The sequence below is a fragment of the Paenibacillus sp. FSL H8-0175 genome, assembly GCF_045040615.1.
GTDB lineage: Bacteria > Bacillota > Bacilli > Paenibacillales > Paenibacillaceae > Paenibacillus_AQ > Paenibacillus_AQ odorifer.
In genome coordinates this window covers 1,935,666-1,949,746 of record NZ_CP150299.1, presented here as the reverse complement: position 1 = coordinate 1,949,746, position 14,081 = coordinate 1,935,666, and the positions used below count along the sequence as shown (strand labels likewise).

Below are 14,081 nucleotides of genomic sequence, written 5' to 3'. Positions count from 1 at the left end.
CCGAATAAAAAAAGATGCCCCAAGCCCATAGGCTTGAGGTCATCCTTAAATCCAAATTCACTTACTACAAAGCGCCGAAGCTTGTTACGAAACGGCGGAAAGCCGCTTGACCTTCTGGAGTCCGTTTGTAAACGCCAGCGTGTTCAAGAATATGCGTAAACTTGATGCCAACTTCGTTCTGCACAATCTTGAGCGCTTCCTCGTGTTGCAGTGCAGTTCCGAATCGCTCCACCAGCTCCTGAATCCAAGCCGCATGCTGCGCAAGAGAATGACTAGGGTCATTCTTCACCGCTTCTAACAGCGCTTGATCTCCTGCAAGAATACCTGCGATGGAATCGAGTTCTTCCTTCAAACGGCCTGGCAGAATCGCCAGTCCCATAACTTCAATCAAGCCGATGTTTTCTTTCTTGATATGATGCATTTCCCGGTGTGGATGAAAAATCCCTTCAGGATATTGCTCATTAGTCCGGTTATTCCGCAGCACAAGATCCATCTCGAAGCTGCCGTCCTCGGCCCGGCGGACGATAGGAGTAACGGTATTATGAGGTTGTACTTCACCGTCAACCTCACTAAAGGCTAGCACTTCAGCCTCTGGATCGCTGTAGGCTTTCCAAGCTTCATAAAGCGCATTTCCGCATTCCAATAGAACCGCAGGATCTTCTCCATTTAAACGTAATACGGACATCGGCCATTTTACGATATTAATGCTGACACCCGGATAAGAAGCATGTGTAAATGTATCTTCCTTAGGCGCTTTTTGAATCGGGAATGTGTGGCGTCCGCCCTGAAAATGGTCATGCGTCAGAATAGAGCCGCCAACAATCGGTAAGTCTGCATTGGAGCCAATAAAATAATGCGGGAATGATTCCACGAAGCTAAGCAGCCGCTTCAAGGTATCCTTGGTAAGCTTCATTGGCACATGATCATGATGGAATACAATGCAGTGCTCATTGTAATAAACATATGGCGAGTATTGGAAGAACCATTTTTCATTATTCAGGTTAAGCGGAATGATACGCAGGTTCTGGCGCGGCGGATGATTGATCCGTCCGGCATAACCTACATTCTCACGGCACAGCAGACATTTCGGATAGACTGGCGGCGGGAGCAGCCGAGCCATTGCGATTTCCTTCGGATTTTTCTCAGGCTTGGACAAATTGATCGTCATTTCAATGTCTCCGTACGGCGAATCCTGCAGCCAGTAGACATTCTTCGAGATCCGATCCATCCGAATATAGTTCGAATCAATGCTCAATTTATAAAAACGGTCTGTAGCCGCGGAGATGCCTTTTTCAGCGGTCAGACTATAGAACTCAGCATTTACATCCGAAGGACGGGCCATGAGAAGTCCCATAATCTTGGCATCCAGCAAGTCACGGTAAGTGTCACTATTCTCTGGGATCAATCCGATTTCAAAACCATAATCAATCAGTGCATCGAGTGGAGCCTGCGGCCCTTCCAATGGACTTTGATCGATATCACCTACATGCGGCTCACTGAAACCGAACTGTTCGAGCAGCACATTACGGCTATAATCTTCATCGGATGGAGCTATAAGCTGCTGGCGCAGTGCGAACAGAACAAGCTGCTCAATCGCATGTAATGCTTTCTGGCCAGCAGGTGTAATCTTATTCTCGTTGTGCATTTTAATTCTCCTTAAGTAGGGTCTCAAGTTCAAGATAAGCTAACCTAAAGTCCCTTATTCTCCGTATCCTTGCGGATTGGCAGAGTGCCAGTTCCATGCACTTTGAATGATATCTTCCAAATCTGCATGCTGCGGGTTCCATCCAAGGACGCTACGCGCTTTGTCGGAGGAAGCTACCAGCACAGCCGGATCGCCGGCACGGCGTTCTTGAATGACTACAGGAATTTCAAGTCCAGTAACCTTCTTCGCCGTTTCAATCACCTGTTTTACCGAGAATCCAAGTCCATTGCCCAGGTTGAAAATATTGCTGCTGCTTCCGCTGCGCAGGTAAGTTACCGCACGGACATGGGCGTCAGCCAGATCGCTGACATGGATGTAGTCGCGCACACAAGTACCATCTTCTGTAGGATAGTCATCTCCGAAAACTGCGATACTGTCACGTTGCTTCAAGGCCGTTTGCAATACCAGCGGCACCAAATGACTTTCTGGACGATGGTCTTCACCGATTTTGCCACTGGCATGTGCGCCAGCTGCATTGAAGTAACGCAATGCTACGTATTTAATGCCCAGTACTTTATCAAACCAAGCCATCATCCGTTCCATGGTCAGCTTAGTTTCTCCATACACATTGGCTGGTTCAGTGCGGTCTGTTTCTTCAATCGGCACCTTTTCCGGTTCGCCGTAGGTTGCGGCTGTGGACGAGAATACGATCTTGTTCACGCCCGCTTTTTGCATAGCTTCTAGAAGACACTGTGTACCATATACGTTGTTGTCGTAATATTTTACAGGGTCCTTCATGCTTTCTCCGACCAAAGAGCTTGCAGCAAAATGGATAACCGCTTCAATCTCATTTTCAGCGAACAGCTTACCCAGCAGTTCTTTATCACGCAGATCACCTTCGTACAGCTTGCCACCCAGCAACGCCTCACGATGCCCTGTTAGCAGATTGTCGAGGACCACCACTTCTTCGCCACGATCCAGCAGCTCCGCTACAGTATGAGACCCAATATACCCTGCTCCACCTGTTACTAAAATCGCCATCTGATTACACTCCCTTCAATTCTTGGACACCATTACCGATGCCGCAAACGTAGAACTCGCCAACCAAACCAGATCTTGTGGTATAGGCTTCACCAACTTCACGAATAAAACGTTCTATATCATCTTCATGTACCAAAGATACTGTACAGCCTCCGAAACCCGCGCCAGTCATACGGGAACCGAGTGTACCTGGGATGCGCCCAGCTTCTTCAACCATAATATCAAGCTCTGCACAGCTAACTTCATACAAATCGCGCAAGGACGCATGCGAATCATTCATGAACTGTCCAAACTGCTTCAGATCATTGTTTTTTAATACCTCAACGGAATCTAGCACGCGTTGATTCTCTTCCACAACATGGCGAGCGCGGCGTCTTACAATTTCGTCTGTGATTTTATCTTGATGTGCTTCGAACTGTTCACGATTAAGCTGTGCCAGATAAGCTAGTGAAGGCACTTCTTTTTGCAAAATAGCCAATGCCTCATCACACTGCTGACGGCGTTCATTGTACTTGGAATCTACAAGCCCTCTGCGTTTGTTCGTGTTGCCGATAACCAATTTGTATGAACCTGTGATGAACGGTACCAAATTGTACTCAAGTGTGTCGCACATCAGCAGGATCGCATGATCGCGTTTGCCGTTAGCAACTGCGAACTGATCCATAATTCCGGAGTTTACACCTACGTACTGGTTCTCAGCACGCTGGGACAAAAGTGCAATCTCAACAGTGTCTGTATCGCCACCTTCGAGAGTCAGGAACGCATAAGCAGTAACGACTTCAAGAGAGGCCGAGGAGGACAAGCCTGCTCCATTCGGAATATCGCCATGAAACAGCAGATCGTACCCTTTGGATACTGGGGTGCTTTTCTTATCCAGCTCAACCATTACCCCAATCGGATAGTCAATCCATTCACCCGTTTTGGCCTTGCCAATTTCGCTATAATCAATAGAAGCTTCGTAAGGAAAATTAGTTGATGCAAAATTCACTTTGCTGTCACTACGTGGACGCACAATCAGCGTTGTACCGAATTCCAAAGCTGCGGGAAGTACATACCCGCCGTTATAATCCAAGTGCTCTCCGATGAGATTGACACGACCTGGTGCATAAAACACCTTAGCCTCTTCCCCGCTCACCCCATATTTTTCAATAAATTTGTTATTAAGTTCCTGTATGCTCATTAATGCCACTCCATCCTTTCGCTGCTTCAGCCAGTGGGAATTAGTAAAGCGTTCTTTATGTACTCATTATAATAGATTCATTCATCCTCTGATAATGCAATCATGTGTGTAATGTATGGATAAATGTGACTTCCCATAATATAATAATTACATATATTACTGTTACTCTCTAAACTATAAGCCATTAAATGACATTAACACAAGAAAGGCTGTCCCAAATGGAGCATACTTATTCCGTAGGATCCAATCCAGTGTATTACGATAAACAGAACCTTCATGTACTGTTTGCCGGCCAGAGTCAGACCCTGCCCATGCATCAAGCTGGACCCAAGATCTATGATTATTATTTGCTGCATTTCATAGAATCTGGCTCGGGCGTTTTCCGTACAGAACATCATAAATATGAGTTGGGTAAAGGGGACTGCTTCTTGATCCATCCGGGACAATTAGTCAGTTACGTCTCGGATAAAGACCAGCCCTGGTGCTATCGCTGGGCAGCTTTTACTGGCAGCGAAGCTGACGATCTGGTGCTGCAGACAGGGTTCACACCACAACAGCCTGTGGTGACTACAACAGGTGAAAGCCTCATTCCAGGTGCCCTATCCAGCATCATGCAAGCCTTCAACGCCAACAAAGAGAGTGCCCATCTGACTTCGCTTGGCTATCTCTATCTCATTGTCGGCGAAGCAGCTGATTTGCTCTCTTCCTTCTCCCGTCTTCCCGGCGCAGAATCACAGGTTAAGCGTACTGTGAAGCAAATGATCCACTACATGGCTTCTCAATATGCGCACCCGGTCTCTATTGAACAAATGTGTGATACGCTGGGTTATAATCGAGCCTACCTGTCCCGTGTATTTAAGCAAGAGACCGGATTATCTCCGGTGACCTACTTGCTGAAGCTGCGGATTGAAAAGTCCAGACAACTGCTGCGTGAACGACCGGAGCTGTCCGTGGAACAGGTAGCAGCATCTGTGGGGCTCACCGATGCTTTATACTTCTCTCGCCAATTCAAACGGTTTTGTGCCCAGTCACCGACGGCTTACCGGATGACTACAACGAGACAAGCAGAGAAACCTGAACGTTAGTTTGCCCTTTAATCCGTAAATCCATAAATCCATAAATCCACTATACAACAACAGCCCGCCTTCCTTAACGTAAGGAACCGGGCTGTTACTGTGTTCAATATGCTATAGTTCTGTCTTTAGAATCGTTTCAATCCGCTCTAACTCCTCCGGACTGAAATCAGGATTAGCTAAAGCAGCTATATTCTCTTCAATCTGATCCACTCTGCTTGCTCCAATTAGGGCAGAAGTAACCTTGCCACCCCGGAGTGTCCAAGCCAGTGCAAACTGAGCCAGACTCTGTCCTCGCGAAACCGCAAGCTGATTAAGTGCGCGAATCCTCCGCTGCACCTCCGGTGTAATCCGGCTCTCATTCAAGGCGGCAGACGGCTTGGCAGCTCTTGACCCTTCTGGAATACCATTCAAATATTTGTTGGTTAACAAGCCTTCAGCCAAGGGTGTAAAAGCGATGCTTCCTACACCACTATGTTCCAGTACATCCTGTAAGCCACCCTCAATCCAACGATCGAGCATAGAATAACTAGGCTGATGGATTAAGAGCGGTGTGCCCAGGCTTTTTAGAATACTGAGGGCTTCAGCCGTCTGCTCCGCATTATAGTTGGATAGTCCTATATATAAAGCTTTGCCAGAACGTACCGCATAATCCAGCGCCTGCATGGTTTCTTCAAGCGGTGTTTCCGGGTCTGGACGATGAGAGTAATAAATATCAACATAATCTAGGCCTAGCCGCTTCAGGCTCTGATCCAGACTAGCCAGCATATATTTACGTGAACCCCATTCCCCATAAGGGCCGGGCCACATGTTATACCCTGCTTTTGTAGAAATCACTATTTCATCACGATAAGGATACATATCATTGGCAAGAACTTTACCGAACAGCTCTTCTGCTGAACCAGCTGGTGGACCATAGTTGTTGGCCAGATCAAAATGGGTAATTCCAAGATCAAAAGCACGAGTGATCATTTCTCTGCCGTTCTCGTAATTATCGATCCCACCAAAATTCTGCCATAATCCTAATGAGATTGCTGGGAGCTTGAGACCTGAGTTCCCGCAACGATTATAACGCATGTTGTCATACCGTTTATCGTCTGCTACATATACCATTGCTTATCCCTGCCTCTCATTACACGCTGTTGTGAGCCTACCTTATCTTTAAACTTCTGAGCGTAATAATAATCTGGCAAGAGAAACCAAAGGACAGCTTTTTCCTTCTAGCTTAATAGATCCTTGACACTGCCCATTACTTTTCCAATTCGATCTGTAATCAGCAGATCCGCCTGATCATCATAAGGTGTGGGATCTCCGTTCAGCAGCACCGTACGTTTGCCCCGGAAATAAGTCACCAGACTGGCCGCAGGTTGAACCGTTAGCGAGGTTCCACCAATAATAAGCATATCTGCAGAGGCAATCGCTGCTACAGAGCCCATAAGCACGGAGTGATCCAATTCTTCTTCATATAAAACCACATCCGGCTTGATAATTCCGCCACATTCCGGGCAGTGAGGAACGATCTCAGTCATTTCCAGCAGTTGATCCAGCCCGTAATACCGTGAGCAGTCCATACAATAGTTGCGATGGATCGAACCATGCAGCTCAAGGACACTACGGCTACCCGCCTGCTGGTGCAGGCCGTCAATATTTTGCGTAATCACCGCTTTCAGCTTCCCCTGCTGTTCCAACTCCGCTAGTAGCTGATGCGCACCATTCGGACGGGCCTCTGGATGAATCATTTTACTGCGGTAAAAATCAAAAAAAATGTCCGGTGAGGACATAAAAAAAGTGCGGCTCAGCATCACTTCAGGTGGATAAGGTGAATTGTGCTGAGTTTGATATAATCCAGCTGCGGAGCGGAAATCAGGAATTCCACTCTCTGTAGACGTACCCGCCCCTCCGAAAAAAACGATATTGTCACTTTCTTTGATCCAAGAAGCAAGTGTCTGCAATTGATCCATGCTAAGTAGCACATCCTTTCCTTTTATTAGCTGATCAGTAAGTGATCCGAAGCTCATTGAAACCGGAAATGATTACATCTGCATCTATAAGGTGCTCCCCATCACCACTGGCGGAAATCCCAATTGCGAGGCGAAGCCCTGCACCTTTACCTAATTGCATATCGGCATTACTGTCCCCAATAATAATCGTCTCTTCAGGCGAAAGCCCTAACTCCCGGCAGGCCAATTCAGCCATTTCAGGAGCTGGTTTTCCGTTTTTTACTCTGTCCCTAGTAACTACCGAATCAAAATAGCCTGCCACATTAAGCCATTCCAAATGCTCTCCGGTGGTCTTTGCCCCGTCGGAGGTAACCACGCCAAGCTTAAGCGATGCCGCAGAGCATTGCTCCAAAAAAGAATGAAGTCCCGCTAAAGGCTGTGCCATACGGCGTCGGCGTAATTCATACATCGCGTTTTTAGTTATGCTTTTCACACGGGTCAGCGCTTCATTCCAAGGAACTCCTGCTGCATATAGCTGCCATGCGAGTACACCGTAACTTTCTTCTTCTGTAGCCATGGTAAGCGGCCCCGCCGGGTCGTACCCTATTAACTTCCCTTGCGGATCATGTTGCGTACCCAGCACCTTGCTGCGCTCTACAATAAATCCCGCTCCCATGATCGCAAGTTGATCTTCCAGTCCACGCAGCACAAGCTCCGCCCAATTCCCCCAGGTGGCTAATAGATCGAGTATTGTCCCGTCTTTATCAAACAATATTCCGGAGCAGGGAACGCATTCATCGTTAATGTGTAATATGGGCATGAATTGTTTCCTCCCTCTGTTGAATGACCCGTAACTACCTCAGATTTCCCAGCCAATCCAACAGGGCACTTACTGTGCGACTCTGCTGTTCTTCCTCGGATATTGTGGCTTCGCCGTCCCCCTTCTGAGGCCCGTAGCTGCCAAATTGCGCATGATTCCCACCTATAATTGAACTATAAACTGTATTATCTGGCAGATAGGAGCGCCCTTTGTTGTAGCTATCTCTGTCAATCACTTGATCCTCAGTACCCACAACCGACAACACTGACAAAGTAGTCTCTCGTAGACTGCCCTTTTCATCTGGATAAGAGGCTAAGAAAAATACACCTTCCAGTTGGTCCGTATGCTCAATTGCGTAACGTGAGGCCATGACACCCCCAAGTGAATGTCCACCCAGCACAAAAGATTGCTTCGGATGCACACGAATAATCTCTTCTGCAGCATCCCCCTTCGTTACGGCTAAATTAAACGGCATTTTGGCGATGTAGAAGGGATGCCCTGCAGCAGCGACGCTCTTCGCAAGAGGGGAGTAAGCTTCCGGTTTAACCAAAGCCCCAGGATAAAATATAATCGAGGCGCCCTTAGTAATGGAAGGTTCGAACGAGATCCAATTATCATTCTGTTCGACGGTAACTCCACCACTTGAAATCAGTGCGGTTTCGGCTTCTTGAGCCGGTGCATATGGCGTTAAATACTTCCATATCAGCAACCCGGCTACCACTAAAATAATCAATACAAAAATAGCGACGCGACGCTTAGTTATTCTTCTCTTCAACATGTTCCACTCCCAGATGTTAATGCATATAAAAATTATAGTGGAATCCCTCTATTCTAACAACCTTCAACACATCGCCACATTTCGCACACATGATAACGCTTTCTATTGTGACTTAATTCACAATTAAATCAAAGAAAATCTAGTATTTTAAAATTAAATTAATTTGCATACAGCATAATTTGGAGGCTAAATCATGGTAGGGGAAAACTCGCTGGAAACGCGCGGAGAAACCTTTTTTCTCAACCTGCGTTTTATGCTTATTATCACTGTTTTTGCCGGTAATGCAATTGAACCTCTGATTAACAAAATGAGCGGAATACACGGATTATATATGTGGATTTTCAGCTTTCACATGCCGCTGTTCGTACTGGTGACCGGCTATTTCGCCAGAAAAAGCCTTGCCGGAACTACCGGCCGCAAAATGCTGCTGCAAATTGGATTGCAATACCTCATTTTTCAAAGCTTATATTCCGCACTCGACGTTTCCCTCTTTCATGTAAGCAACATCCAGCATTCCATTTTCGCACCCTATCTGCTCCTATGGTTTCTGGCCAGTCATGCCTGCTGGCGCCTCCTGATGCTCGGTATGAGCAGATGGTCCATAACCGCTAAGCTCCTCTTCGCTGTAACAGCGGGGGTGGCTGTCGGATATCTCCAGCTGGACGGTGTATGGTTTAGCATCAGCCGTACCTTTGTATATTTGCCTTTTTTCATTATCGGCTATCATTTCTCCTTCGAAACCTTCGTCAAGCTCTATCAGAAATATATCAAAATCTTTGCAGCAGCCGCCTCCATTCTACTCCTTGCCATCATGGCCGCATGGGGGGCAGGATTTCCCTTTGGCTGGTTATATGGCAGCATGACCTATATGCAGCTTGATGCCAATGTATGGTATGCAGGCGTATACCGTCTGGGACTATACGGACTACAAATTGTCGCTTCACTCGCTTTCCTCGGCCTCGTACCTTACGGAGCGAGCCGCATGACCGACTGGGGGCGCCGCACGTTGTATGTTTTCCTGCTTCATGGTTTTATCGTTCGTCTGGCTGCCGTTTCCGGGATTTACACCTATATTGGCAATGCTGCTGGGGCAGTAGTCCTGCTGCTCACCGCCGTATTATTCACCGTATTGCTGGCTCAGCCGTCCGTTAAACGGCTCTTTCACCCGCTGGTTGAGCCGTCCGTTGACTGGATGATCACCCTTCAGCGTGCCGCCCTACGGCGCACACTCTAGCTTTACATCCAGAACAAACAAAGCAAGGCGGTTCCTTGGATACGAAGATTCGTTTCCGAGGAACCGCCTTGCTTTGTTCATCTCCTAAGCTAAAGTTCTACTTCATCCTGATCCATGGTATATTTTACCTTCATCATAATATGTTGTTCATAATCGCCAAACTGGCGCCCGAACAGGTTAAGTCCGCCTTGATGAACTGCATCAGGGTTGATTCCAATGCGCAGCCGCAATTTGGGGCTCCGGTTAATCAGAAGATCATTTAAGGAAACATTCGAAACCTTCTCCATATCAAGTGTCGTCTTTTCATGGTCAACACGCCAGGTCTTGAGAAACCCGTATTGTGTAGATCCATCCCACCACCAGTTCGGATTCAGCTTGCCCCGCCGGTCACCGAAATCACCGGGACTGGTCCACATGCCGATCTCGGATCCATTCACCCACACGGAAATGTTCGAAGGCCAGTTCTGGTCATAATTCGGAGCTTCCGAACAGATCTCCATGGATAATTCCAGCGATTCAATTTGTGCTCCGGAGGGGATATCCATAGGCAGCAAATATTCCAGAAATCCTTTGCGGAGCCAGATCAGCTGAGCGTTGACATGTTTAGGGTGATAAAAGCTCGACGGTTCATCTTCTTTGATAATAAGACCCTCGCTATTAGCCATTCCGCAAGTAGGAGATACCTCACAGTCGCTATAATGGCCGATCGGCATCTCTACTTCATAGACATGAGTTAATCCCTTTGACATCGGTTCTTTCAAATTCAAGGCAATATGAAGATCATCATAATTCCGGCTGCAAACTTTCATTGCCCCGCGTGAAGCCGGAAGCAATTCTGTATGAATTAACTCTGCTGCTTCTAATACTTTAATATTGCTTGCTACCGTCGACACTGGAAGCTTCAGCCTCTCAGCGATTTCAATAATATTTAAGTTTTTGGAGTTTAAGAGCCGAAGAATATCAACCCTAGAACGAGTTGATAAAGCATGCGTTACTGTGACTAATTTTTCCGGGTCGTTTAAGCTAAGTTCCAGCACAAATCAGCTCTCCTTGTATCCTAATAATTATCCTAATCTTACTTCTTAATGAGATGAAAAACAATTACACCTACAAGCCCTTTCACCTAGAAGTGACCTCCGGAAAACCGGAAGCCATTTCATATGTCTCTTAGGTTTGTTCGATTCACAATGGCTTAATATCAATGAAATCAATTTCTCCGTAACCTTCGCCTTTGGTAAAACGAAGCTTGTTCATGCCTGCCTTCAGTTGAACCCGGGCTGTGGACAGCCCCCAATTCTCCCACCCTTTATTGGTGATATAGAATGGGCTGGCAGGTCCTGCATTGACACTAAGCTGAAAATTCGACCAATTCCCGCCAGCCGTTCCATTCGCCGTTCGAGCCAAAAGAATATACTCGCCTGCGGCTGCCACATCAACCGAAAATTCCACGTAACTGTCCGGCGTATCAATATGACCCGCCTTAAGCCCACCCGAGCCCTTGGGACTCGAAGAGGCATAGGCATCGCCGCCAAATGTCCCTTTTTCCGCTTCGTAGCGGGTATGCATGGTTTCACCTGAAGGCAAAGTTATCGGAAGATTAGGGTCAACGGGAATACCCAGATTAGGTGTATGATCAGCATTCCAGCTGAATTTCTGCATCCGCACCTCGCGGTTCCAGCCAGCGTTATTGTATTTGGCGACATGGTACATGATCCAATCCTCTTGGCCGTCAGGAGACTTTGTAAACGAATGGTGTCCAGGTCCATAAAGTCCATTGCCTGAGGAAAAGATAGGCTGATTGCGTTTATTCCATGATGCCGGATTCAACAGATCACTGGAGATGTCTGCGGTGATCAGTCCCAGACAATAATCATTAGTCCAGCTTCCGCTTGCCGAGTAGACCAAACTAATGACTTCTCCATTTATAATCACCTGTGGTCCTTCATTCACATTTGGGGAATGATTCGTTTCCCAGCTATACGCTGGTCTTGAAATCTCTACGCGTTCGGAATCAATGGTCCAGGGATTACTCATATGCGCGATATAGAGATTCTGCCGCACATTAACATTCCCCTCCCAGCCGGACCAGATAAAATACAGCTCGCCGTTCACTTGCAGCACAGTACCGTCTATAGCCCACTTATTGCTTGAATCTGTGATCTGGCCTTTGTACTGCCAAGTTCCCTGCATCGGGTCTGCTGCTGTGTTCTCCATTACATGCATTCGGTGGTTTACGTTATCTCCGTCGTCCATCGCATAGTAGATATACCAAGCTCCGTTTATATAATGTAGTTCAGGCGCCCAGATGCCGCTACCGCCCGTGTTGACAACTTTAGTAGGCGCTGCATCAATAGTGGTCAACTGGGCTGACTTCCAGAGGGTAACATTGCCACCTGTTGTTTTGGTGAAATAATAGAAGCCATCTGTATGTTTATACACCCATGGGTCCGCCCCGTCCTGCATAACCACGTTGTAAAAGTCATTATGATCAGAGACTGCAAGGGTCACCTTCCCCATTGGAAGAATAAGAAGAACACTTAAGGCGACCAGACATTTTTGCCGGAAATTCACTTTCATAATCTATCACATTCCTTTCGAATGAATAGTTACGTAGCGCCTCTAATCTTCAATTGCAGCCTTACGCGCATTGATGCCGCGGATTCGCTCGGGGTCGAACTTCGGCTGTCTGTCATAAGTGTACAGTCCATTGACTTCCTGCTCCACATCGTACAGCTGGGTATAGCAGAATCCAAACATCAGCGGATGATCCAATAGAACATTCGTCAACCCCTCGTAGCGTTCGATAAACATTTGCTCTGAGGTCGGTCTGTCCCCATACCCCCATGATTTTTCATCTTTCTGCTGCGGGTTCCACCAAATTCCGCCATACTCGCTGATGAAGTAAGGTTGACCTTCATACGTTTGGCGATCCGGGAAGGTATTGAATACTTCTCCGCCGCTTTTCATCGGTTCATATCTGTCCCGGAACGTCTGCGGATTCTGGTCATAGTCATGAAGATCGAAGATATCTGTAGCCACATGGAAGTTGCCGCTTGTATCAATTACTGGACGTGTTGGATCCATACGTTTTGTTACGTCGTAAACAATCTGGAGCACGGGGTTATGCTGTTTCGCACCGTCCCGGTCCCAGGTCTCATTAAAAGGGCACCAGCCGATCAGCGCGGGATGATTGAAATCACGCTGCATACCTTCGAGCCATTCCGGCAGGAAGTGAGTCAGGCTATCCGCTCCAGTAATATTCAGCCCCCAATTGGCATGCTCTCCCCAGACAAGATAACCTAATTGGTCAGCCCAATAAAGATAACGCGGTTCAAAGATCTTCTCGTGAAGCCTCGCGCCATTGAAGCCAAGCCCTATTGAGATTTCGATGTCTCTGCGCAGATCTTCATCAGTAGGAGCGGTATAGATTCCCTCCGGATAAAAACCTTGATCCAGAACTAACCGCTGAAATACGGATTTCCCATTGATCCGGAATGCCATCCCATCCAGTCGTACCGTGCGGAGTCCAAAATAAGAATGGACCACGTCACTCTCCCGTCCCTGACTATGCAAGGACAACTTCAGGTCATACAATCTGGCGTTTCCAACTTCCCACAAGTGAATCTCTGATAGTGGAATCGTAAGTTTTATAGAGGGTCCGGAAACGATCACACTGCTGTCCCCAACGGGTTTGCCGCCATAAAGAGCAGTGGCCCTAAGCGTGTCCCCCGCTGCGTTCCCTTGTACCTTCATTTCGAGGTGCACACAGCCATTGTCGGGATCAGCGACAACTTTCAGATTAGACAGATAGGTTTCAGGGACTTGCTCAAGCCATACCGTCTGCCAGATTCCTGTAGTGCGTGTATAATCACAGCCGTGCGAATGGAACTGTTCACTCTGCTTGCCCCGTGGCTGTCGTCCCGATCGAACGTCGTCTTCAGCATAGACAGTAATCACATTACTGCCCGCTAAAAGATTAGAAGTAATATCAAAGCTAAACGGAGTATATCCTCCGCGGTGCGTACCTACGGATACGCCGTTCACCCAGACCTCCGCCATATAATCAACGGCGCCAAAATGAAGGATAACTCTGCCATTTGTCCAGCTCTCCGGCACGGTAAACTCCCTTTTATACCATACAGCAGCCATAAAATCTTTATATTCTACACCGGACAGCTTGCTTTCCGGACAGAAGGGCACAGTAATTGTCCCTGAGAGATTATGTTCGTTAACAGGGTATCCGCGTTCCTTCCCACTTTTGCCATGATCAATTTCGAATTGCCACTGGCCGTTCAGATTGATCCACTCTGGTCGAACAAAGTCAGGGCGGGGATATTCAGGACGCGGAAGCGTTGCTTGTTGTGTCATGG

12 protein-coding genes are annotated in these 14,081 nt (G+C 47.3%); 2 read left to right on the top strand and 10 right to left on the bottom strand.

Features of this window, described 5'->3' with window-relative positions; all coding sequences use genetic code 11:
- Positions 1-64: 64 nt before the first annotated feature.
- From MHH46_RS08355 to MHH46_RS08345, 3 genes are read right to left on the bottom strand one after another with little or no spacing between them, the layout of a single operon-like run.
- Positions 65-1,645 (bottom strand): UDP-glucose--hexose-1-phosphate uridylyltransferase, encoded by a 1,581-nt coding sequence (locus MHH46_RS08355; RefSeq protein ID WP_076192848.1) that lies wholly within the window; start codon positions 1,643-1,645, stop codon positions 65-67.
- A 54-nt stretch (positions 1,646-1,699) separates the two neighbouring features.
- A complete protein-coding gene (gene galE, locus MHH46_RS08350) occupies positions 1,700-2,686 on the bottom strand; it encodes a UDP-glucose 4-epimerase GalE (protein ID WP_076126362.1) in 987 nt (328 codons plus the stop codon).
- 4 nt (positions 2,687-2,690) lie between these two features.
- On the bottom strand, positions 2,691-3,866 hold the full coding sequence (locus tag MHH46_RS08345) for a galactokinase (protein WP_076126360.1): 1,176 nt from the start codon (positions 3,864-3,866) through the stop codon (positions 2,691-2,693).
- Between the two features lie 188 nt (positions 3,867-4,054).
- Between MHH46_RS08345 and MHH46_RS08340 the strand changes: the two genes are divergently transcribed.
- A complete protein-coding gene (locus MHH46_RS08340; RefSeq protein WP_248547687.1) occupies positions 4,055-4,951 on the top strand; it encodes an AraC family transcriptional regulator in 897 nt (298 codons plus the stop codon).
- A 102-nt stretch (positions 4,952-5,053) separates the two neighbouring features.
- Here MHH46_RS08340 and mgrA read toward each other — a convergent pair whose 3' ends face one another.
- The 4 genes from mgrA to MHH46_RS08320 all read right to left on the bottom strand — a co-directional run bounded on the left by mgrA (position 5,054) and on the right by MHH46_RS08320 (position 8,477).
- Positions 5,054-6,052 (bottom strand): L-glyceraldehyde 3-phosphate reductase, encoded by a 999-nt coding sequence (mgrA, locus tag MHH46_RS08335; RefSeq protein ID WP_076126356.1) that lies wholly within the window; start codon positions 6,050-6,052, stop codon positions 5,054-5,056.
- A gap of 107 nt (positions 6,053-6,159) precedes the next feature.
- A complete protein-coding gene (locus tag MHH46_RS08330; protein ID WP_076192851.1) occupies positions 6,160-6,900 on the bottom strand; it encodes an NAD-dependent protein deacylase in 741 nt (246 codons plus the stop codon).
- Between the two features lie 34 nt (positions 6,901-6,934).
- Positions 6,935-7,699: an HAD family hydrolase gene (locus tag MHH46_RS08325; RefSeq protein WP_076192853.1), complete on the bottom strand. Its 765-nt coding sequence runs from the start codon at positions 7,697-7,699 to the stop codon at positions 6,935-6,937.
- A gap of 34 nt (positions 7,700-7,733) precedes the next feature.
- A complete protein-coding gene (locus MHH46_RS08320) occupies positions 7,734-8,477 on the bottom strand; it encodes an alpha/beta hydrolase (protein ID WP_076126350.1) in 744 nt (247 codons plus the stop codon).
- A 193-nt stretch (positions 8,478-8,670) separates the two neighbouring features.
- Between MHH46_RS08320 and MHH46_RS08315 the strand changes: the two genes are divergently transcribed.
- A complete protein-coding gene (locus tag MHH46_RS08315; protein WP_076126348.1) occupies positions 8,671-9,711 on the top strand; it encodes an acyltransferase family protein in 1,041 nt (346 codons plus the stop codon).
- A gap of 89 nt (positions 9,712-9,800) precedes the next feature.
- On the opposite strand, the gene MHH46_RS08310 is transcribed toward MHH46_RS08315, so the two are convergent.
- The 3 genes from MHH46_RS08310 to MHH46_RS08300 all read right to left on the bottom strand — a co-directional run bounded on the left by MHH46_RS08310 (position 9,801) and on the right by MHH46_RS08300 (position 14,079).
- Positions 9,801-10,748 carry a transcriptional regulator gene (locus MHH46_RS08310; RefSeq protein WP_076126345.1) on the bottom strand — a complete coding sequence of 316 codons (948 nt, stop codon included), beginning with the start codon at positions 10,746-10,748 and terminating at the stop codon, positions 9,801-9,803.
- A gap of 145 nt (positions 10,749-10,893) precedes the next feature.
- Positions 10,894-12,288, bottom strand: a complete 1,395-nt coding sequence (locus tag MHH46_RS08305; RefSeq protein ID WP_076192856.1) for a family 43 glycosylhydrolase — start codon at positions 12,286-12,288, stop codon at positions 10,894-10,896.
- A 42-nt stretch (positions 12,289-12,330) separates the two neighbouring features.
- On the bottom strand, positions 12,331-14,079 hold the full coding sequence (locus MHH46_RS08300; RefSeq protein WP_076192859.1) for a glycoside hydrolase family 2 protein: 1,749 nt from the start codon (positions 14,077-14,079) through the stop codon (positions 12,331-12,333).
- Positions 14,080-14,081: the final 2 nt, after the last annotated feature.

Bases quoted from the DNA above. Each gene is read 5' to 3' on its own strand.
- MHH46_RS08305 (WP_076192856.1), bottom strand. From the start codon at position 12,288: ATGAAAGTGAATTTCCGGCAAAAATGTCTGGTCGCCTTAAGTGTTCTT.
- MHH46_RS08320 (WP_076126350.1), bottom strand. From the start codon at position 8,477: ATGTTGAAGAGAAGAATAACTAAGCGTCGCGTCGCTATTTTTGTATTG.
- mgrA (WP_076126356.1), bottom strand. From the start codon at position 6,052: ATGGTATATGTAGCAGACGATAAACGGTATGACAACATGCGTTATAAT.
- MHH46_RS08340 (WP_248547687.1), top strand. From the start codon at position 4,055: ATGACATTAACACAAGAAAGGCTGTCCCAAATGGAGCATACTTATTCC.
- MHH46_RS08315 (WP_076126348.1), top strand. From the start codon at position 8,671: ATGGTAGGGGAAAACTCGCTGGAAACGCGCGGAGAAACCTTTTTTCTC.
- MHH46_RS08355 (WP_076192848.1), bottom strand. From the start codon at position 1,645: ATGCACAACGAGAATAAGATTACACCTGCTGGCCAGAAAGCATTACAT.
- MHH46_RS08330 (WP_076192851.1), bottom strand. From the start codon at position 6,900: ATGGATCAATTGCAGACACTTGCTTCTTGGATCAAAGAAAGTGACAAT.
- galE (WP_076126362.1), bottom strand. From the start codon at position 2,686: ATGGCGATTTTAGTAACAGGTGGAGCAGGGTATATTGGGTCTCATACT.
- MHH46_RS08345 (WP_076126360.1), bottom strand. From the start codon at position 3,866: ATGAGCATACAGGAACTTAATAACAAATTTATTGAAAAATATGGGGTG.
- MHH46_RS08325 (WP_076192853.1), bottom strand. From the start codon at position 7,699: ATGCCCATATTACACATTAACGATGAATGCGTTCCCTGCTCCGGAATA.
- MHH46_RS08300 (WP_076192859.1), bottom strand. From the start codon at position 14,079: ATGACACAACAAGCAACGCTTCCGCGTCCTGAATATCCCCGCCCTGAC.